Annotated in this window: 15 protein-coding genes; 7 read left to right on the plus strand and 8 right to left on the minus strand. The window is 72.1% G+C overall.

What is annotated here, in order from left to right; genetic code table 11:
* The first annotated feature begins 185 nt into the window (after positions 1-185).
* Together ASC99_RS26315 and ASC99_RS26320 are read left to right on the plus strand one after the other, a co-directional pair.
* Positions 186-1,103, plus strand: coding sequence for a 5-dehydro-4-deoxyglucarate dehydratase (locus tag ASC99_RS26315; RefSeq protein WP_057236528.1), 918 nt, complete (start codon positions 186-188; stop codon positions 1,101-1,103).
* A 60-nt stretch (positions 1,104-1,163) separates the two neighbouring features.
* Entirely contained in the window at positions 1,164-2,243 is a 1,080-nt protein-coding gene (locus tag ASC99_RS26320; RefSeq protein WP_057236529.1) for a hypothetical protein, read from the plus strand.
* 55 nt (positions 2,244-2,298) lie between these two features.
* On the opposite strand, the gene ASC99_RS26325 is transcribed toward ASC99_RS26320, so the two are convergent.
* From ASC99_RS26325 to ASC99_RS26340, 4 genes are all read right to left on the minus strand, one after another.
* Positions 2,299-3,102: a rhamnogalacturonan acetylesterase gene (locus tag ASC99_RS26325; protein WP_057236531.1), complete on the minus strand. Its 804-nt coding sequence runs from the start codon at positions 3,100-3,102 to the stop codon at positions 2,299-2,301.
* Positions 3,103-3,104: 2 nt separating this feature from the next.
* Positions 3,105-4,217 (minus strand): pectinesterase family protein, encoded by a 1,113-nt coding sequence (locus tag ASC99_RS26330; protein WP_057236533.1) that lies wholly within the window; start codon positions 4,215-4,217, stop codon positions 3,105-3,107.
* Positions 4,218-4,282: 65 nt separating this feature from the next.
* Complete coding sequence (locus tag ASC99_RS26335) at positions 4,283-5,593, minus strand: polysaccharide lyase family 1 protein (protein WP_057236535.1); 1,311 nt, start codon at positions 5,591-5,593, stop codon at positions 4,283-4,285.
* Positions 5,594-5,798: 205 nt separating this feature from the next.
* Positions 5,799-6,593: an IclR family transcriptional regulator gene (locus ASC99_RS26340; RefSeq protein ID WP_057236538.1), complete on the minus strand. Its 795-nt coding sequence runs from the start codon at positions 6,591-6,593 to the stop codon at positions 5,799-5,801.
* A gap of 162 nt (positions 6,594-6,755) precedes the next feature.
* Between ASC99_RS26340 and ASC99_RS26345 the strand changes: the two genes are divergently transcribed.
* Positions 6,756-8,252 (plus strand): aldehyde dehydrogenase family protein, encoded by a 1,497-nt coding sequence (locus tag ASC99_RS26345; protein ID WP_057236680.1) that lies wholly within the window; start codon positions 6,756-6,758, stop codon positions 8,250-8,252.
* Between the two features lie 33 nt (positions 8,253-8,285).
* Here the strand turns inward: ASC99_RS26345 and ASC99_RS26350 are convergent, their stop codons facing one another.
* Positions 8,286-8,561 carry a DUF6343 family protein gene (locus ASC99_RS26350; RefSeq protein WP_057236541.1) on the minus strand — a complete coding sequence of 92 codons (276 nt, stop codon included), beginning with the start codon at positions 8,559-8,561 and terminating at the stop codon, positions 8,286-8,288.
* Between the two features lie 63 nt (positions 8,562-8,624).
* Here ASC99_RS26350 and ASC99_RS26355 point away from each other — a divergent pair, with 63 nt between their 5' ends.
* Positions 8,625-8,804, plus strand: coding sequence for an I78 family peptidase inhibitor (locus tag ASC99_RS26355; protein ID WP_057236543.1), 180 nt, complete (start codon positions 8,625-8,627; stop codon positions 8,802-8,804).
* Between the two features lie 104 nt (positions 8,805-8,908).
* Here the strand turns inward: ASC99_RS26355 and ASC99_RS26360 are convergent, their stop codons facing one another.
* Together ASC99_RS26360 and fabG are read right to left on the minus strand one after the other, a co-directional pair.
* A complete protein-coding gene (locus tag ASC99_RS26360) occupies positions 8,909-11,635 on the minus strand; it encodes an NPCBM/NEW2 domain-containing protein (protein WP_057236545.1) in 2,727 nt (908 codons plus the stop codon).
* A gap of 401 nt (positions 11,636-12,036) precedes the next feature.
* Entirely contained in the window at positions 12,037-12,804 is a 768-nt protein-coding gene (gene fabG, locus ASC99_RS26365; RefSeq protein ID WP_057236546.1) for a 3-oxoacyl-ACP reductase FabG, read from the minus strand.
* Between the two features lie 395 nt (positions 12,805-13,199).
* On the opposite strand from fabG, the gene ASC99_RS41170 reads away from it, so the two are divergent.
* Positions 13,200-14,096 (plus strand): MarR family winged helix-turn-helix transcriptional regulator, encoded by an 897-nt coding sequence (locus ASC99_RS41170; protein ID WP_082629742.1) that lies wholly within the window; start codon positions 13,200-13,202, stop codon positions 14,094-14,096.
* 118 nt (positions 14,097-14,214) lie between these two features.
* Here the strand turns inward: ASC99_RS41170 and ASC99_RS26375 are convergent, their stop codons facing one another.
* Positions 14,215-15,069, minus strand: coding sequence for an aldo/keto reductase (locus ASC99_RS26375; RefSeq protein ID WP_057236548.1), 855 nt, complete (start codon positions 15,067-15,069; stop codon positions 14,215-14,217).
* A 296-nt stretch (positions 15,070-15,365) separates the two neighbouring features.
* Here ASC99_RS26375 and ASC99_RS26380 point away from each other — a divergent pair, with 296 nt between their 5' ends.
* Together ASC99_RS26380 and ASC99_RS26385 are read left to right on the plus strand one after the other, a co-directional pair.
* Positions 15,366-17,144 carry an ABC transporter ATP-binding protein gene (locus ASC99_RS26380; protein WP_057236550.1) on the plus strand — a complete coding sequence of 593 codons (1,779 nt, stop codon included), beginning with the start codon at positions 15,366-15,368 and terminating at the stop codon, positions 17,142-17,144.
* Positions 17,141-18,913, plus strand: coding sequence for an ABC transporter ATP-binding protein (locus ASC99_RS26385; RefSeq protein ID WP_057236552.1), 1,773 nt, complete (start codon positions 17,141-17,143; stop codon positions 18,911-18,913). Before ASC99_RS26380 ends, ASC99_RS26385 begins: the two co-directional genes overlap by 4 nt.
* Positions 18,914-18,929 lie beyond the last annotated feature (16 nt).

Genomic DNA, 18,929 nt, shown 5'->3' on the forward strand with positions numbered 1-18,929 from the left:
GGGAGCGATGGCGACTCACGGCGACACGCACATGGACGCTGTTCACATTCGTGGACACCCTAAGGAGACGTTGACGGGTCGTCAACCCTCCTCGTCGCCCTATCGCGTTCACAGATGTGGACTGCGATCAGAATGCTGTATAACGCTGAGACATCCAGCCCGCGCCTCGCTAGGAGCGATCCGCCATGCCTGCTCTCGTCGACCGCCTCGACGGTCTGCTGTTCTTCCCCGTCACCGCCTTCGCCCCCGACGGTTCTCTGGACCTGACCACCTTCCGGGCGCACGTCAGGGCCCGGATCGACGACGGTGCCGCCGCCGTCTTCGCCGCCTGCGGCACCGGCGAGTACCACGCGCTCGGCCTCGACGAGTACGAGGCCGTCATCGCCGCCGCCGTCGAGGAGACCGCCGGAGCCGTGCCCGTGGTGGCCGGTATCGGCCACGGCACCGCGCTGGCCCTGGAGTTCGTCCGGCAGGCCGAACGGGCCGGCGCGGACGGCCTGCTCGTGCTGCCGCCGTACCTGGTCAAGCCCTCGCAGGCGGGACTGCTGCGGCACTACACCGAACTGGCCGAGGCGACCCGGCTGGAGATCATCGTCTATGCCCGGGACAACGCCGTGCTCGACCCGGAGACCGTGGTCCGGCTCGCCGAACTCCCCAACGTGGTGGGCTACAAGGACGGCATCGGCGACCTGGACCGGATGCAACGGATCGTCAGCGCCGTCCGCACCGCGCACCCGGACCTGCCGTTCCGCTACTTCAACGGCCTGCCCACCGCCGAGCTCACCGGCCTCGCCTACCGGGGCATCGGCGTCACCCTGTACTCCTCCGCCGTGTTCTGCTTCGCGCCCGACCTCGCGCTCGCCTTCCACACCGCGCTGAACAGCGGCGACGACGAGGCCGCCAACCGCCTGCTGGACGGCTTCTTCCGTCCGCTGGTCGAGCTCCGCAACCTGGGCGCCGGCTACGCGGTCTCGCTGGTCAAGGCCGGGGTCCGGCTGGACGGCCTGGACGTCGGCCAGGTCCGCTCGCCGCTCACCGAGCCCGCCGCCGAGCACGTCGCCCAGCTGGCCGACCTGATCAAGTACGGCCGCTCGCTGCTCTGACCGACTCCCCGTCGGCGCCCGGCCCGCCCGCCGGGCGCCCCCTCACCCTGGAGCACTGCCGTGCGGACCTCCGCCTTCCTCTACCCCTGGGACGTCGTCGGCGACCCGGACGCTGCGCCCCGGCTGGCCGATCTGGGCCTGGACCAGATCACGCTGGCCTCCGCGTACCACTCCACCCGCGCCCTGACCCCGCGTCACCCCACCCGGCGGATCGTCACCGCCCGGCACTCCGCCGTCTACTACCCGCCCGGCCGGTGGCACGGCCTCGGTCCCTACCAGCAGACCTGGGTCGACTCGCCGGATCCGTTCGGCGAGGCCTGCACCGCGCTGCTCGCCGCCGGCCTGGAGGTGCACTCGTGGGTGGTGCTGGCCCACAACTCCCGGCTGGGCGAGGAGAATCCGCGCTGTACCGTGCTCAACGCCTACGGCGAGCGCTACCCCTGGGCGCTCTGTATCGCGCAGCCCGAGGTGCTCGAGTACGGCGCGCTACTGGCCGCCGAGGCGGCCGTCCGGCCCGGGGCGACCGGCGTCGAGCTGGAGTCCTGCGGCTGGTACGGGCTGGCGCACCTGCACGCGCACGACAAGATCGGCGGCGTACCGCTGGGCCCGGTCGGGCAGTTGCTGATGTCGCTCTGCTTCTGCCCGTCCTGCTCGGCGGGGTTCGCCGACGCCGGGGCGCTGCGGGCCGCCGTCCTGGCCGCCCTGGCCCCGCTCTGGCGCGCCGCCGCCGACCCGGCCGACCTTGCCGACGCGGTGGGCCCCGCGCTCGCGACCGATGTGCTGGCCCACCGAGCCGATGCCGCCCGGCAGTTCCAGCTCGCGGCGGTCTCGGCGGTCCGGGCGGCAGCGGCTCCTGGTTTCCGGATTCTCCTGCACGCCGACCCCACCCCGCACCACTACGGAGCCAACCCCGGGGTCGAGTTGGCCTGGCTGCTCGGGCAGGTCGACGGCCTGGTGATCCCCGCTGCGCTGCTGCCCGCCGATCCGCCGCAGTGCCGTCCGGGCACCGTGCTGGCGGCCAACCTCGGGATCATCGGCGGCCTCGGCCCGGTCCCCGAGGCCGACGAACTGCGGTTCTACCACGCTGGATTGGCCTCCGACGCGGACCTGGCCGCCGTGCGGCAGCTGCTGAAGCACTGACGGCAACGAGGCTCCGCCCCCGGTTCGGCGGGCGGAGCCTCGTTGCGGTCAGCGCTCAGGCGGCCGGCCAGCTGAGGCGGTCGTCGGGGACCGGCTGGTCCAGGCGGCGCAGACTGCCCGGCGGGAGCAGCCGTTGGCGGTGGAGTTCGGTGGCGATCAGGCGGGCCACCTCGATGGCGCCGTGCGCCTGGAAGTGGGTGTTGTCGCTGACCCCGGCCGGGTAGTTGGGGTGGGCGCCGGCCGGGAGCCAGAGGAAGTACTGCTTGCTGGCCTCGGCGCCGAGCTGCTCCCAGAGCGCCAGGCTGAGGGCGTTCAGGTCGATCACCGGTACGCCCTCCCGGGCGGCCAACTCCCGCATCGCCTGGGGGTACTGGCCGAGCGAGGCGTACGCGTGGCCGTCGGTGTCGAAGCGCCGCCGTTCGACCGACGTGACCAGGATCGGCAGCGCCCCGCATTGGCGGGCGCCGTCCAGGTAGCGTCGCAGGTACTCCTGGTAGGTGGTGAACGGGTCCGTGCCGCGGGCCGGGTCGGTGATCTTCTGGTCGTTGTGACCGAAGGAGACCAGCAGCCGGTCACCGGGCCGAAGGTCCGTCAGGATGCCGTCCAGCAGCCCGAGATCGGCGAAGCTCTTCGAGCTGGCCCCGGACAGCGCCCGGTCGTCCACCCGGAGCCGGGAATTGGCGAAGACCGGCAGGGCCTGGCCCCAACCGGCTCGGGGCGCCTCGGTGGCGCGGTACACCGAGGCGGTGGAGTCCCCGGCCACGTAGAGCGTGGTGCGGGTGGCGGCGGAGGCCGAGGGTGCGCCGAGGGCGGCCAGCAGGGGAGCGGCCAGGGCCGCGCGGCGGGTGAGTCGAGGCATGGTCACTTCCAGGGCTGCCAGGCGTCGGAGCCGGTCAGGTACGTCTCGCGGGTGTGCGCGGCGGCCTGGGCGGCGGTCAGCTGCGGGCGGTTGGCGGGGACGGTGACGACCGCGCCCGGGCCGGTGTTGAGGTACTCGGCGAAGCGCTGGCTCTGCCACGGGTAGGAGGCGGACATGTTGGCGTACGGGGCAGCGGCGTTGATGCCCGCGCCGATCGCGCTCTGGCGGATCGTCAGCATCGGCCGGGCGGTGGTGTCACTGCTCGGCACCCACGGACGGGCCAGGCAGTAGGCGGCCGCGGGGGCGGTGCTGGTGAAGGTGCACCCGGTGGCCAGGAAGCCGCGCGGGTTGGCGACGGCGGTGCTGGGGGCGAACACGAAGCCCTGCGGCGTGAAGGTCACGGACCGTGCCAGCGTGCGCAGTTCGCAGCCCTCCAGCACGGCGGTGGCCCGGCCGAAGACGAAGTCGACGTCACCCTCGACATAGCACTGCCGGTAGTACTGCCGGGCGAAGACCCCAAGACCGGTGGAGTCCGCGTACAGGGTGTCCTGGTGGCCGAGGAAGCGGCAGCGGTGGAACGCCGACCGGTCGCCGACCGCCTTGACCGCGACGGCCTGGGTGCCGGTGAACTCCGGGTGGTCGGCGCGCAGCCAGTCGTTGGCGAAGGTGACGTCCCGGGCGGTGAAGCCGTCCGCGAGCAGGGTGACGGTGGCACTGCCGGAGGTTCCGTAGGTGCCGCCGCCGGGCTTGGCGGTGCCGGCGGCGTTGTTGTAGACGATCACCACGTCGGTGGCCCTGGCGGTGCCGCCGAGCAGGGTGAGGTACCGGCGGTCGGCGGTGACCAGCACGGGCTCCCGGTACGTCCCGGCGGCCAGCACGACGGTCCAGCCGGTGGTCGAGGTGGTGCCGGTGGGCGTGGCGGAGACGGCGGCCTGGACGGTCCTGTGGTCACCCGTACCGGCCGGATCGACGTACAGGGTACGGGAGTTGAGTCGCGCGGTGGGGCTGCCGTAGCTACCCCATTTCCCGGCGGCGTAGGCGGCGGCGGGGTCTGTGCCGGTGCTGCCGAGCAGCGCGGCGGCGGTGGCGAGCAGGACGGTACGGCGGGTGGGCATGGCGGCTCTCCAGGATGGGGAGCCCCGACGCGGTGGGGGCGCGCCGGGGCTGTCGGGAGGGAGGGTCAGATCTTGCCGACGCCGGCGGCGGCGGTCACGGCGGCGGGAACGGCCGAGGCGGAGTGCACGGTGAGCCGCAGCGAGGGCGTCCAGCCCGCCGAGGTGCCCAGGGTGCTGCTGGAGTGCGCGGTGTTGTACGCGGCGATCAGGTCGGTGGTGGTGCCGTTCACCGAGTTGTTGTTCGCCGTCAGTGCGGTGCCGCTGAGCTTGCTCAGCACCGAGGAGGCCGCGACGCCGGAGGGCAGCTTGAAGTAGTTGTACTGGGCCACGATGGCCGAGCTCTTGCCGACCCCGAGGCTGTACCCGTAGTTGCCCGCAGTGGGCACGAAGTAGTTGTTGTAGACGTCGACCTGGCCGAACCGGACCCGGGGCGCGCGCTCCACGGTGTTCTGCCAGAGGTTGTGGTGGAAGGTGACCCGAAGCTTCCCGGTGTCCACCGTGGAGCTGTCGCTGTTGCCGACCAGGATGGTCTTGTCGTGGTCCTTGAAGATGTTCCAGGAGGCGGTGACGTAGTCGGCGCCCTTCACCACGTCGAGCTGGCCGTCGTGCACCTGGTAGGGCCGGCCGAAGTACTTCGGCTGGTTGGCGTCGACGTTGGCACCGTCGGTGAAGGTGTTGTGGTCGACCCAGACATGGGTGGCGTTGTAGGCGACCAGGCTGTCGTACATCGAGTTCCAGTTGCCGGTGGAGCCGTCGGTCGGGTCCCACTGCGGGAAGCAGTCGGCCGCGTCCTCGAAGGTGACGTTCCGGATGATCACGTTGTCCACGTTCTTGACCACGAGACCACCGCCGAGCAGCCTGCCGCCGTTGATCCCGACGATGGTGGTGTTGGCACCGACGTTGATCTGCACCCTGGAGGCCTGGGCCTTCTGCGAGGCGACCCGGGCGTCCTCCACGGTGCCGGACGGCACCTTGGTCCGGCCCCAGACCGCCGGGTCGTACGCGGCCAGGTACTTGGCCAGGGTGTAGCCGCCGGTCTGGTAGGCGGAGCAGGCCAGGTGGGAGTTGGAGTCGTTCACGTTCAGGTCGATGGTGCCGGAGATCTGGATGATCTTCGCGGTGGCGTTGGAGCCGTTGCTCGAGTTGCTGCCGCCGAGCGCGGCGACCAGCTGGGCCCGGGTGGTGACCGTGACGGTGTGGGCGGCGTCGGCCTTGCTGCCGCCGGTGGTCCCGGTGGTGGCCGAGCCCCAACCGTCCTTCGCGGTCAGGACGGTGTGCGCGACATCGGCTGCAGCGGCCGGAGTGACGGTGGCACAGGTGGCGCCGAGCAGGGCGGCGGTGCAGGCGAGCAGGGCGGTGCGGCGGGGAACGCGCATGGCGAGACTCCTCGGACGTGACGTCGGGTGGGGAGGAGAATGCGAGGGCGATACGCTCCGACTGGGTTCAAGGACATGAACCACGGTCGCATCCATGGCCGGGACGATAGGCAGCCCGGCCGTCCGCGGTCAAGAGGCCGGGCGGGGCCGGAAACGGCAGAGCCCCGCACCGAAGTGCGGGGCCCGGAAGGAAACTGACGAGGAGTCAGAGGTGCCGGGTGGCCAGCGTCAGCCGGTCCCGGGCGTCGAACAGGGCCTCCCGGATCTGCTCCTCCCGGCCCGGCGTCAGCCGCGCCACCGGCACCGACACGCTCACCGCGTCCCGGGCCGGGGTCCGGTACGGCACCGCGACGCCGAAGCAGCGCAGCCCGAGGGTGTTCTCCTCGCGGTCCACCGCGTAGCCGCGCTCGCGGATCTCCTGCAGCTCGGCGATCAGCTGCTCCCGGTCGGTGTGGGTGTGCTCGGTGACCGGCTCCAGCTCGGCGGGCAGCAGCTGCCTGATCCGCTCGTCCGGATGGGTGGCCAGCAGCGCCTTGCCGTGCGAGGTGCAGTAGGCGGGCAGCCGTCGCCCGATCCGGGTGAACGGCCGCAGACTGTGCTGGGACTGACGGGTCGCCAGGTAGACCACGCTGGCGCCGTCCAGGCGGGCCAGGTGGATGGTCTCCCCGGTGTCCTCGGCCAGCCGGTCCAGGGCCGGCCTGGCCAGCGCCACCACCTCGTCGCCGTCGATGTAGGAGCTGCCCACCAGCAGGGCCCGCACCCCGATCCCGTACCGGGTGCCGGTGCCGTCGGTCTCCACCCAGCCGAGCTCGACCAGGGTCCGCAGCAGCATGTACAGGCTGCTCTTCGGGTAGCCGGTCTGCTCCTGCACCTCGGCCAGGCTGTGCATGCCGGGGCGACCGGCGAAGTACTCCAGCAGTTCGACGGTACGGACCGCCGACTTGACCTGTGCGCCGCCGCCGGGACCGGAGTTGGGGCCCGAGTTGGCCGTCGAATCCATGCGTGCTTGACCCCTTCTGTCGCGCGGCGTAGCGTTCCGCGAGGTTCAACCATTCGTACGGTGTTCAGCATACTGAACAGATCCGGGCTGTGGGAGGCCGGGCGCCGCAGTTCCGGCGGACGCCGCCCGACCGGTGGCCCGGCCGAGGAGGCCCGCGCAGTGCTGTCAGATACCCGTCGCCCCGTCCACACCTCCGACCCCAGGACCGGCGAGCCCGGAGCGGCGGTGGCCGTCGAGTCGGGCCCCGAGCAGGTCGACCAGGCGGTACGCGCCGCCGCGGCCGCCGCCCCCGCGCTGGCCGACCGGGCCGTCCGGGCCGCCCTTTTGCGCGCGGCGGCCGACCGGCTGGCGGGCGCAGCCGCCGAGGTGATCGCGGCCGCCGACGCCGAGACCGCGCTCGGGGTGCCCCGGCTGACCGGCGAACTCGCCCGCACCACCTACCAGTTGCGCAGCTTCGCGGACCAGGTCGAGCAGGGCGGCTTCCTGGACGTGGCGATCGACCACGCCGATCCGGCGCTCGGCCGCCCCGACCTGCGCCGGATGAAGGTCCCGCTGGGGGTCGTCGCGGTGTTCGCCGCGAGCAACTTCCCGCTCGCCTTCTCCGTCCCCGGCGGGGACACCGCGAGCGCGCTCGCGGCGGGCTGCCCGGTGGTGGTCAAGGCCCATCCGGACCACCCGGCCACCAGCGAGCTCTGCGCCCGGCTGATCCGCGAGGCGGCGGCGGATCTCGGCCTGCCCGCCGAACTGCTGGGCCTGCTGCACGGGTTCGAGGCCGGGCCCGAGCTGGTCCGGCACCCGCTGGTCTCGGCAGTCGGCTTCACCGGCTCGGTGCGCGGCGGGCGGGCGCTGCACGATGTGGCGGCCGCCCGGCCCCGGCCGATCCCGTTCCACGGGGAACTCGGCTCGCTCAACCCGGTGGTGGTGACCGAGCGGGCCGCCGCCACCCGGGCCGCCGAGATCGGCGCCGGCCTGGCGGCCTCGTTCACGCTGGGCACGGGGCAGTTCTGCGTGAAGCCGGGCCTGGTGCTGATCCCGGCCGGGGCGGCGGAGCTGGAACAGGAGCTGGTGGCGGCCGCGGCCAAGACGGACGGCGGGCCGCTGCTCGACCCCCGGATGCGGGAGGCGTTCCTGGCGGGTGTTCGGCACCGGGCGGCCCAGCCGGGCGTACAGACCCTGCTGGCCGCGGGCCCGGCCGAGGCGGCACCGCTCGCGGTCGCCCCCGGCGTGCTGGCGGTCGCGGCGGCGGAGCTGACCGAGGAGCTGCTGGAGGAGTGCTTCGGCCCGGTTACGGTGCTGGTCCGCTATGCCGATGCGGCCGAACTCGAGGCGGTACTGGGCCGGTTGAGCGGGAACCTGACGGCGACCGTGCAGCTGGCGGCGGACGAACGCGGCCCCGAGGCGGCCGCCCTGCTCGACCGGCTGCGCCCGCTGGCCGGCCGCCTGGTGGTGGACAACTGGCCGACCGGGGTCGCGGTCGCCCCCGCCATGCACCACGGCGGCCCGTACCCGGCCAGCACCAGCACCTCGACCTCGGTCGGCGCCACCGCGATCGAACGCTGGCTCCGCCCGGTCAGCTACCAGAACACCCCGCAGGAACTGCTGCCGCCGGAGCTGCACGACGCCAACCCGCTGGGCATCCCGCAGCGGGTCAACGGCTGAGACCGCCGCCCCCCAATCGCCGGGCGGTCTGAGTCAGAGCTCCGTCCGGCGGCGGCGCAGCACCACCAGCAGGTCCACCAGGGCGAACAGTGTCAGCAGGCCGCAGGCCACGGCGAAGGCGGTCAGGGTGCCCGGGCTCGGCGAAGCGCCGGGGTCGGCCACCGCGGCCCAGATCGCGAAGCCGGCCGTGGTGAGGGCGAACAGCGGGGTGAAGATCACCGAGAGCAGGAAGCGGAGCTTCAGGTCACTGCGCGCCGTCATCGGCTCGGTGCCGCTGTGCCAGGTACGAGGAGTCTTCGTCGGACGCATCACCAGGTCACCTCCCGGACCTACCATCCACCGTATGCCCGTGCGACGGAGGGAGTAACGGAGATGGACGAGCAGGAGTACGTCGGCCTGGCCGCGGACGAGGCCGAGCGGCTGGCAGCCGAGCGGGGCTGGCGCGTGGTGCGGGTGCTCGAGCCCGACGCGATGATCACGATGGAGTACCGCGAGGACCGGCTGAACCTCACCGTCCGGAACGGACGCGTGGAGCGCTGCTGGCAGGGCTGACCGGCAGCGGGGACAGCAGGACGGCCGCTTCCGCAGGGTGGGGGTCCTGCGGAAACGGCCGTTCGGACTGCGTCTGACGAGGTGTCAGTGAACCTGTTCAGACATCAGCTGCAGAGGAACTTAGCAGCCCCCCAGTCGCCGTGGTCACCGGTTTTTGTGCCGACCGTGGTCACCTTCAGGTGTACCCGGGCGGCGCTGCCGAGCGGCACCGTGACCGGCAGCGGTGCCGAGGTGCTGGTCAGCGTGGGTGAGGTCCAGAGCGTCACGCCGTCCGCGACCACCGAGAAGGTCACGTCGCCGTAGCCGCTGATCTCGTCGTCGATTCCGACCGTGGCGCTGAACGAGGAGCACTTTCCTCCGGTCACGAACTCCAGGTCCGAGTCGGCGTGCACCCCAATGCCCTTGGTGAAGGTGGTCCCGTTGAGGGTCAGGGTGCGACCGTCCGCCGCGCCCTGCTCGCCGTTGCTGCGGTCCCGCTCGGCGGGGCCCCAGCCGTTGGTCTGCGAGGCGAAGGGCAGGTCGCTGGCCCAGGCCCAGCTCGGACCGGTGGCGGTGGCACCGAGCGCGGTGATCCCGTCCAGCGTGAGCTGGAAGGCGGTGGCGGTGCTCAGCGAGGCGGTCTTGACCTGCGCCACCCCGCCCCGGTCGGCGGTGTCGAAGAACCAGCCCTCGGCCGCCGCGTCGAACGCGGCCCTGTCGGTGAAGCGGGCCAGGGCCCGCCCGCCGAGCGCGACCGCCGTCGGGGCGCTCACGCTGTGCACGCTGAACCGGTACGGCCGGGTGGTCTGCTTGCCGGCGAAGTCACCGACGCTCGCGGAGACGTCCACGGTGGCCCGGCCGACCCCGGTCGCGGGCGCGGTCACCGTGGCGCTCTGGGTCGCCGACCGGCCCTGCCGGTGCTCCTTGGTCACCCCGTCGTCCTCGTACAGCGAGAAGGAGTTGACCCCCTGCGGGTAGATGTCCCAGGCCAGCGGAGAGGAGGCGGTTCGGTCCTGGTAGGAGCTGACGCCGGGCCACATCGGCACCACGGCACCGGCCCTGACGAACAGCGGCAGGGTGTCCAACGGTGCGCTGTACCCGTTCACCGTGGTCGGACCCTGGTAGGTCTTCCCGGTCCAGTAGTCCACCCAGGTCCCCTGCGGCAGGTAGATGCCGTCCCGCACCGAGGTGTCCGAGTAGACCGGCGCGACCAGGAAGTCCCGGCCGCTGAGGAACTCGTACTTGGCGGCGTCGGTCGCGGCCACCGCGTCCTGCGGGTACTCCAGCGCCAGCGGGCGCACCGCGCCGACCCCGGTCCGGGTCGCCTCGGCCGCGTAGCTGTACATGTAGGGGAGCAGGGACTCCTTGAGCTTGAGGTACTTGCGGTTGATCGAGGTGTACGGCTCCCCGTACCGGTAGGGCTGCTTGTCGCTCGGCGCCCAGCCGTCCATCGACATGATCGCGGGCAGGAAGGACTTCCACTGCAGGTCCCGGACGTAGGTCTGGGCACTGCCGCCGAAGATCCCGTCCACGTCACCTGAGGTGTACGCGAGACCGGACATGGTGGCGCCCGCGTAGGTCGGGATCTGCCACCTGATGTAGTCCCAGCTGCCGGACTGGTCACCGCTCCACTGCACACCGCAGCGCTGCGCGCCGGACCAGCTCTCCGGTGCCCAGGTGAAGCCGCGGGCGGTGCTGTTGTCCTCGATGCCCTGGTAGGCGGCCTTGCAGCCGTCGAGGGCGAACTTGTAGCCGGAGCCGACCCAGGCCACGTCCAGCTTGGCCACCCGCTGGCCTGCCTTCACCTGGTCGGCCAGCTTGGTCAGGCCGTCCTCGGTCCACAGGCCGAGCTGCATCTTGCGCTGCTGGAGGCCCTGGGCGGTCTGCGCCAGGTTCTCGTAGCCGCAGCCGTAGCCGTCGTTGACCAGCATCCAGCCGTTCGGGATGTCGTTGGCGAGGTAGTCGTCGGCGATCTTCAACGCGTCCAGGGTGTGCCGCTCGCCCCGGTTGGCGTTGTGCAGGTAGCAGTCCGAGTCGCCCATCTCCAGGCCGTAGATCGGCGGCAGGAAGGGCTTGCCGGTCAGCGTGGTGTACTGGCCGATCACGTCCTTGCTGCTCGGCCCGGCGAAGTAGTAGGCGTCGAACCGCGTCTCCTGCTCGGTGGTGGTCACCGGGTCGTTGAAGGCGTACGTGCCGGGGGCGTAGGTGTTGCGGTACACGCCGTAGCCGGCCGAGGAGAGGTAGAAGGGGACCGAGTTCGGGTGGCCGCCCTCGTTCCAGTTGTAGTCGACGCCTATCTCGACGGTCTTGCCGCGGTGGGAGAACGAGCCGTTCTGCTCGCCCGCGCCGAAGTACTGCTCGGTGGCACCCCGGCCGAGCGTCTGGGTGGTGGCCTTGTCGGTCCAGGAGAGCGGCTTGGTCTCCTCCCAGACCTTGCTGCCGTCGGCCCGGTAGAGGCCGAAGCGCAGTGCCGACTTGTACGCCCGCAGGGTGACGGCGGCGGTGGACAGTTCGTACCGGTCGCCCGCGTCCCGCCAGCTGGTGGCCGGCGGGGTGCCCTGCGGCAGCACGATGTCGCTGCCGGTCGGGTTGGCGAAGTTGCCGGTGGGCGTCAGTTCGATCCGGAACACCTGGTCGCTGACGAAACTGACCCGGGCCTTGGCGGCACCCGCCGAGATGGCGTAGCTGCCGGCCGCGCCGGGGGTGAAGGCGGTGATCGCCCCGGCCGAGCCGTTGGCGGCGACCGCCGGCTGGGCCAGCCCTGGAGCGATCGTCACCCCGCCCAGCGAGAGCGCCGCGGCCAGTCCGAGCGAGGCCGACCGGCCTCGCCAGTGTTGCAAAGTTCTGCGCATAAGAACCCCTCCGCATGCAAGAATGAGCACTGCTGAGCAGGTATAGCGCACTATGGTCCGCTTGACCACACCCTCTGTCGTGATCCGGACAGCAGTCAGGCCCCGTACGCCGTACGGGGCCTGACTCGTCGGTACTTCGCTGCGAAACTCAGGGGAGCAGTCGCTCCACCGCCGCCGGGCCTTCGACTTCGAGCTGTCTGCGCGCCTTGTCGAGCAACTTCGGGGTGGGGGTCCGCCCCGAGGCCATCACCAGGTCCTCGGGGTCCAGAGTCCGGGTCGTCCGCTTGGGTCATCTCATGCCTCCCGTGTCCTCGGGTGCGCACCGGGCACCCGCACCCCGAGTCTGCGCCTGCCTGCCGGAGCCCGCGAGCGGACTGCCACCCCCCAACCGCCGGTCGGTCTTAGTCCAGCGGCCCGCCGGCCACGTAGATGACCTGGCCGGAGACGAAGCCGGCGCCCTCGCCCGCGAGGAAGGAGATGGTGTTGGCGATGTCCTCCGGGGTGCCCACCCGGTTGACCGGGATCTGGGTGGCGGCGGCGGCCTTGAAAGCTTCGAACTCCATCCCGATCCGGGCCGCGGTGGCGGCGGTCATCTCGGTGGCGATGAAGCCGGGGGCGACCGCGTTGGCGGTGATGCCGAACTTGCCGAGCTCGATCGCCAGGGTCTTGGTGAAGCCCTGCAGACCGGCCTTGGCGGCCGAGTAGTTGGCCTGGCCGCGGTTGCCCTGGGCCGAGGAGGAGGAGAGGTTGACGATCCGGCCGAACCCGGCGTCCACCATGTGCTTCTGGCAGGCCTTGGACATCAGGAAAGCGCCCTTGAGGTGCACGTTCATCACGGTGTCCCAGTCCGACTCGGACATCTTGAAGAGCAGGTTGTCGCGCAGCACCCCGGCGTTGTTGACCAGCACCACCGGGGCGCCCAGCTCGGCGGCGATCCGGTCCACCGCGGCCTGCACCTGCCCGGCGTCCGAGACGTCCGCGCCGACCGCCAGGGCCCGGCCGCCGGCCGCGGCGATCCGCTCGACGGTCTCCTTGCCGGCCTCCTCGTTCAGGTCCACCACCGCGACCGCGTAACCGTCGGCGGCCAGCCGGAGCGCGGTGGCCGCGCCGATCCCTCGAGCCGCGCCGGTGACCACCGCGACGCGCGGGGAGCTGCTCTGCTCGGTCATGTTCGTACTCGTCTCTCTCGGAGGGGTGACAGCAAATCGTGACCTTGACCGCGACCGGCCCAAGGGGACGTTGCGGCGGCCAGATTACCGACCGGTAGGAATGCTGACCAGAGGACAGAGCCGCAGGTGACAGAGGGTGAGGTCGGCCGCGAGCGGGAGTTGTGCCGATCAAGTGGACGTGAGCGCGACATACGGCGGAAATATGCCAACTTCGCCGAACAAACATCTACTATTGGCCCCCGCCTGCCGGTACGGGCCGACCGTTTGTATAGTGTGCGCCAGCAGCCACCGGCTGCACGGCTGGCGCGGCTACCCTCACAGCGGGACGCTCACTCGCCGTTACTGCCCCGCCCGGGTGTCCCACACACACCGGGTGTGACATCGGGACGGATTTCATGGTGCTGGGGGAGATCCCGACGACCCGCGTGACCGGTCGGCTGCAGCAGTCGCCCGGCCACCTCATCCGCGTGGCCCAGCAGGTGCACACCCGCCTCTGGTCCGAGCATGTCGGCAACGAGTTGACGGCGCCTCAGTTCGCCGTACTTCTCGCGCTGGCGCTCGAACCAGGAGCGGATCAGCGCACCGTCGGTGAACGGGCCTCGCTCGACAAGGCCACGATGGCCGAAATGGTTGCCAGGCTGGTCCGGCGCGGCCTGGTGCTACGCCGCCGCGACCCCGCTGACGGTCGCCGCAAACTGCTCGCCCTGTCGCAGAACGGAGCCCAGGCGGTCCGCGAGGCGACCGGCGGAGTGGTCAGGGTGCAGCGGACGCTCTTCGAGCCGCTGAGCCCGGACGAGCAGCTCGAACTGGTCCGGGTGATGGCCAAGATCGCCCGGCTGGAGCCCGCGGCGGTCGCCGCGCTGACCGATGCCCGGCCGCTGCTGGATGCCCAGCGCGCGGTCGGCTATCTGATCCGGGTCAGCCAGCAGGTGCACACCAAGCTCTGGTCCGACCAGGTCGGTTCCGACCTGACGGCGCCGCAGTTCGCGGTGCTGGACGCGTTGGAGGCCGAGCCGGGCGCAGACCAGCGCACGGTCGGTGAGCTGGCCTCGCTGGACAAGGCCACGATGGCGGAGATGGTCAGCCGGCTGGTCCGGCGCGGCCTGGTGCTCCGTCGCCGGGACCCGCTGGACGGGCGGCGCAACCTGCTCTCGCTCTCGCCCGCCGGGCAGGAACTGCTGCACCGGTCCTCCGCCGGAGTACGCGCGGTGCAGGAACTGCTGCTGGCTCCGCTGGAGCCGCACGAGCACGCCGCCGCGATGGCGCTGCTCGCCAAGGCGGCCCGGCTGTAACGATTCACCAGATGCCACGGACCTGGCAGGAACGATTTGCCAGCGCCGGAAGCATGAGCGCAGCCCGACGGCCGCCACCCCATCCGCAGGGGGTGGCGGCCGTCGGCGTGAGACCCGGTCAGTTCCAATCGAAGGACTGCGGGTCCGGGCCGAGGCGCTTGCCGGTCTCGAGCGCCGCGATCGCGGTCAGGTCGTCCGCGTCCAGCTCGAAGCCGGTCACGTCCAGGTTCTCCACGATCCGGGAGGGGGTGACCGACTTCGGGATGGCGATGATGCCGCTCTGCAGGTGCCAGCGCAGCACCACCTGGGCCACCGTGCGGCCGTGCTTCTCGGCGATCTTCACCAGCGCGGGCTCGGTGAGCAGGTCCTTGCCCTGACCCAGCGGGCTCCAGGCCTCCGTCGCGATGCCGTGCTCCGCGTGGTAGGCGCGCAGCTCGTGCTGCGGGAAGTGCGGGTGCAGCTCGACCTGGTTGAGCACCGGGACGATGCCGCTCTGCTCGGCGAGCGCGTCCAGCTGGACCGGGCCGAAGTTGGAGACGCCGACCGACTTGGCGCGGCCGTCGGCGGCCAGCTTCTCGAACGCCTTCCAGACGTTGCCGAAGCTGCCGTGCATCGGGCGCGGCCAGTGGATCAGGTAGAGGTCGACGTACTCCAGGCCGAGCTTGCCGAGCGAGTCGTCGAAGGCGCGCAGCACCGCGTCCTGGCCCTGCTGACCGGACCAGTCGACGGTGCCCGAGTTCCACAGCTTGGTGGTGATGTACAGCTCCTCGCGGGGCACCCCGGCCGCCGCGATCGCCTTGCCGGTGCCGGCCTCGTTCTCGTAGATCGCGGCGGTGTCGATGCTGCGGTAGCCGGCCTTGATCGCCGTCTCGACCGCCGTCGCCGCCTCGTCGTCCGCGACCTGCCAGACGCCGAAGCCGAGCTGCGGGATGGTGAGGCCGTTGTTCAGGGTGATGCTCGGGATGGTGCTCACGGGGAAGGGGTGCCCTCCGGGTCGTCCAATGCTGCCGACAATGAACCAACTGGTGGTCTCGACCACGTGTTCCCGATTGGTGAAAATTCACCGGAATTGATTACTCCGTGACCGCTCCGCCCGCTGTGACGTGGCCGAACCCGGAAAACCTGTTGCGATCGCGGTGTGACCCACGGCACGCTCGATGCCCATGACGTCGTGACCGATAGTCCCCATCCGACTCCCCTCCGCCGCCCCGCCCGCGATTCGAGCTGGGCCGTGCACCCCTGCCCGAACCACCCCCGCATCGGAGCGTCATGCCGCTCACCACTCTGCCGATGGCCGACCCCGGCCGTCCGGATCTCGACTCCCCACTTGCCTTCCTGCGCTGGCTCCAGCGCAGCCAGCGCCGAGGCCAGTGGCTGGCCACCCTCTGGGGGACGGTGGAGATGGGCGCGATGGCCGCCCTCCCGGTCGCCCTCGGCCTCGGTATCCAGGCCGCCGTCGACCACGACACCGGCGGCGTCTGGCGGGCCGGTGCGCTGGCCGTGCTGCTCACCGTCGTCAAGGGCACCGGCAGCGTCCTGCTGCACCGTCAGGCGGTGTGGAACTGGATCACCGCCGCCGCGCAGACCCGCCAGCTGGTGGCCCGGCAGGCCAGCGCTCTCGGGGCCGGCCTGTCCCGCCGGATCGCCACCGGCGAGATCGTCGCAGTCAGCAGCGGCGACGTGGAGAAGATCGGCTGGTACGTCGAGCTGGTCGCCCGGGTCCGGGCCGCCGTGCTGGTCTGGCTGGCCGTCAGCCTGGTCGTGCTGGTCCAGCAGCCGCTGCTGGGCGCCGCCGTCCTGCTCGGCGTCCCGGTGCTCGCGGTCTCCGTGCTGCCGCTGCTCGGCCCGTTCGAGCGCCGGTACAGCGAGCAGCGCGCGCTCGGCGGCAAGGCCACCGAGCTGGCCGCCGACACCGTCGCCGGGCTGCGCGTGCTGCGCGGCATCGGCGGTGAAGAGCTCTTCCTGGAGCGCTACCGGCAGGCCTCGCAGCAGGTCCGCGGAGCTGCCGTCCGGACGGCCAGGGTCTGGTCGCTGATGCAGGCTCAGCAGGTGCTGCTGCCCGGCCTGTTCGTGGTCGGCGTCACCTGGTACGGCGTGGAACTGGCCGCCGACGGCGCGATCGGCGTCGGCGAACTGGTCGCCGTGTACGGGGCGACGGCCTTCCTGGCCGCCCCGCTGCGCATCCTCGGCGAGGCCGCGCACGCCTGGAGCGTCGCCCGGGTCTCCGCCGGGCGGGCCACCCGGGTGCTCTTGCTGCGGCGCACCGCCGACGCGGCCGGGCTGACCGGCACACTGTCCGCCCCCGGGCGGTCCGACCTGCACGACCCGGTCACCGGGCTGACCGTCCGGGCCGGCCGGCTGACCGCTGTGGTCTGCGCCGACCCCGAGGTGGCGGACCGGCTGGCGGACCGGCGCCACGGCCACGTTCCGCTGGCCGAGGACGAACTCCCGGACCCCTCCGCCCGGTTGGGGGGCATCGAGCTGGACTCCGTACCGCTGGCCGAGGCCCGGGCGGCCGTGCTGGTGCACGACAAGGAGCCGGTGCTGCTCTCCGGCACGCTGGCCGAGCTGTTCGAGATCCCGTCCTCCGGTCGGGTAGGCCCGGCCGAGGCGATCGCCGCCGCCCAGGCCGAGGACGTCCTGGACGCCCTGGTCGACGGCTCACCGGAGGCGGACGGCGACCCGATGCGCGCGCTGATCACCGAGCGCGGCCGCTCGCTCTCCGGTGGCCAGCGGCAGCGGCTGGCGCTGGCCCGGGTGCTGGCAGCCGACCCGCCGGTGCTGGTGCTGGACGAGCCGACCAGCGCGGTCGACGCACACACCGAGTCCCGGATCGCGGCCGGTCTGCGCGGCATCCGGGCGGAGCGGACCACGGTGGTGATCGCCACCAGCCCGCTGCTGCTAGACCAGGCCGACACCGTGGTGCTGATCGACGGCGGCCGGGTCACCGCCACCGGCACCCACCGCGAACTCCTGCACACCGCCCCGCACTACCGGGCCGTGGTCACCCGTGAGGACGACCAGGTCGCCATCGAGGAGAGGGTATGAAGCCACCCACAATTCAGGAGCGCGGCCCCGCGACCATGCTGCCGGTCGGCTCGCCGGCCACCGTGCGGGCGTACGTCCGGCTGCTGGCGCGCCGTCACTTCCGGGGCTTCGGCACGGTGGTGGGGCTGCACACGGTGGCCACGCTGGCCGGGCTGGTCGGTCCGTGGGTGCTCGGCTCGCTGGTCGAGGACCTGAGCGCGGGCACCGCGCAGGGCAAGGTGCTGTCGGCGGTCGGCTGGTACCTGGGCGCGCTGGTGGTGCAGGCGGCGTTCACGGGCTGGTCCCGGCTGCGCGGCGGGATGCTCGGCGAGGAGGTGCTGGCCGACCTGCGGGAGGACTTCCTGGTCCGCTCGGTGGCGCTGCCGCCGGGCGTACTGGAGCGGGCCGGTACCGGGGACCTGGTCTCGCGCGGCACCACCGACATCGACCGGCTGTCCAAGTCGATCCGGGAGGCGGTGCCCGAACTCGCGGTCGCGCTGGTCTCGCTGGTGCTGGTGACCGGCGCGCTGGTGGTGACCTCGCCGCTGCTGGCGATCACCGTGGTGGTCGCCCTGCCGCTGCTGCTGACCACCTCGCGCTGGTACTTCCGCCGGGCCCCGCAGTCCTACCGGGCCGAGTCGGCCGGGTACGCGGCGGTCAACACCGTGCTGGCCGAGACGGTGGACGCCGGCCGGACGGTCGAGTCGCTCCGGCTCGGCACCGACCGGGTGGAGCTGACGGACCGCAAGATCGGCGAGTGGCAGGCCTGGGAGCGGTACACGCTCTGGCTGCGGTCGGTCTGGTTCCCGACGGTGGAGGCGGCGTACGCGATCGTCGTCATCGGCACGCTGGTGCTGGGCGGGCTGTTCACAGTGCAGGGCCGGCTGACGGTGGGTGAGCTGACGGCCGGTGTGCTGTACGCGCAGGCGCTCACCCACCCGGTCGACATGATCCTGCGCTGGTACGACGAGCTCCAGGTCGGCCAGGCCTCGCTGGCCCGGCTGGTCGGTGTCCAGGAGATCGAGGACCCGGAGACGGACGAGCTCGCCGTGCCGGACGGCCGCCGGGTCGAGGCGACCGACGTGCGGTTCGGCTACCGCGAGGGCGCCGACGTGCTGCACGGCATCAGCCTGGACGTGGCACCCGGCAGCCGGGTCGCGCTGGTCGGTCCCTCGGGTGCGGGCAAGTCCACCCTCGGGCGGCTGCTGGCCGGGATCTACGCTCCCGGCCGGGGCAGCGTCACGCTGGGCGGCACCGCACTGGCCCGGATGCCCGCCGAGCGGGTCAGGACCGAGGTGGCGCTGGTCAACCAGGAGCACCACGTCTTCGTCGGCACCCTGCGGGACAACCTGCGGCTGGCCCGGCCCGAGGCGGACGACACCGAGCTGCGGGCCGCGCTCGACGCGGTGGACGCGGGGGAGTGGGCCGAGGCGCTGGCCGACGGCCTGGACACCGAGGTCGGCTCCGGCGGGGTGGCGCTGACACCCCCTCAGGCGCAGCAGCTCGCCCTGGCCCGGCTGGTCCTGGCGGATCCGCACACGCTGGTGCTGGACGAGGCGACCTCGCTGCTCGACCCGCGCGCGGCCCGGCACCTGGAACGCTCGCTGTCCCGGGTGCTGGCCGGCCGTACGGTGATCGCGATCGCGCACCGGCTGCACACCGCCCACGACGCCGACGTGATCGCGGTGGTCGAACGCGGCCGGATCAGCGAGTACGGCGCCCACCACGAACTGGTCGCGGCGGGCGGGCCGTACGCGGCGCTCTGGCGCAGCTGGCGGGACGAGCACTGACGGTCCTTCACCGGCT

This window comes from Kitasatospora sp. Root107 (assembly GCF_001424875.1).
Taxonomy (GTDB): domain Bacteria; phylum Actinomycetota; class Actinomycetes; order Streptomycetales; family Streptomycetaceae; genus Kitasatospora.

What these genes read in the sequence shown, in the direction of transcription:
- ASC99_RS26340 (WP_057236538.1), bottom strand. Translation starts at nt 6,593, where the DNA reads ATGGATTCGACGGCCAACTCGGGCCCCAACTCCGGTCCCGGCGGCGGC.
- ASC99_RS26330 (WP_057236533.1), bottom strand. Translation starts at nt 4,217, where the DNA reads ATGCCCACCCGCCGTACCGTCCTGCTCGCCACCGCCGCCGCGCTGCTC.
- ASC99_RS26350 (WP_057236541.1), bottom strand. Translation starts at nt 8,561, where the DNA reads ATGCGTCCGACGAAGACTCCTCGTACCTGGCACAGCGGCACCGAGCCG.
- fabG (WP_057236546.1), bottom strand. Translation starts at nt 12,804, where the DNA reads ATGACCGAGCAGAGCAGCTCCCCGCGCGTCGCGGTGGTCACCGGCGCG.
- ASC99_RS26325 (WP_057236531.1), bottom strand. Translation starts at nt 3,102, where the DNA reads ATGCCTCGACTCACCCGCCGCGCGGCCCTGGCCGCTCCCCTGCTGGCC.
- ASC99_RS26380 (WP_057236550.1), top strand. Translation starts at nt 15,366, where the DNA reads ATGCCGCTCACCACTCTGCCGATGGCCGACCCCGGCCGTCCGGATCTC.
- ASC99_RS41170 (WP_082629742.1), top strand. Translation starts at nt 13,200, where the DNA reads ATGGTGCTGGGGGAGATCCCGACGACCCGCGTGACCGGTCGGCTGCAG.
- ASC99_RS26315 (WP_057236528.1), top strand. Translation starts at nt 186, where the DNA reads ATGCCTGCTCTCGTCGACCGCCTCGACGGTCTGCTGTTCTTCCCCGTC.
- ASC99_RS26385 (WP_057236552.1), top strand. Translation starts at nt 17,141, where the DNA reads ATGAAGCCACCCACAATTCAGGAGCGCGGCCCCGCGACCATGCTGCCG.
- ASC99_RS26360 (WP_057236545.1), bottom strand. Translation starts at nt 11,635, where the DNA reads ATGCGCAGAACTTTGCAACACTGGCGAGGCCGGTCGGCCTCGCTCGGA.
- ASC99_RS26335 (WP_057236535.1), bottom strand. Translation starts at nt 5,593, where the DNA reads ATGCGCGTTCCCCGCCGCACCGCCCTGCTCGCCTGCACCGCCGCCCTG.
- ASC99_RS26355 (WP_057236543.1), top strand. Translation starts at nt 8,625, where the DNA reads ATGGACGAGCAGGAGTACGTCGGCCTGGCCGCGGACGAGGCCGAGCGG.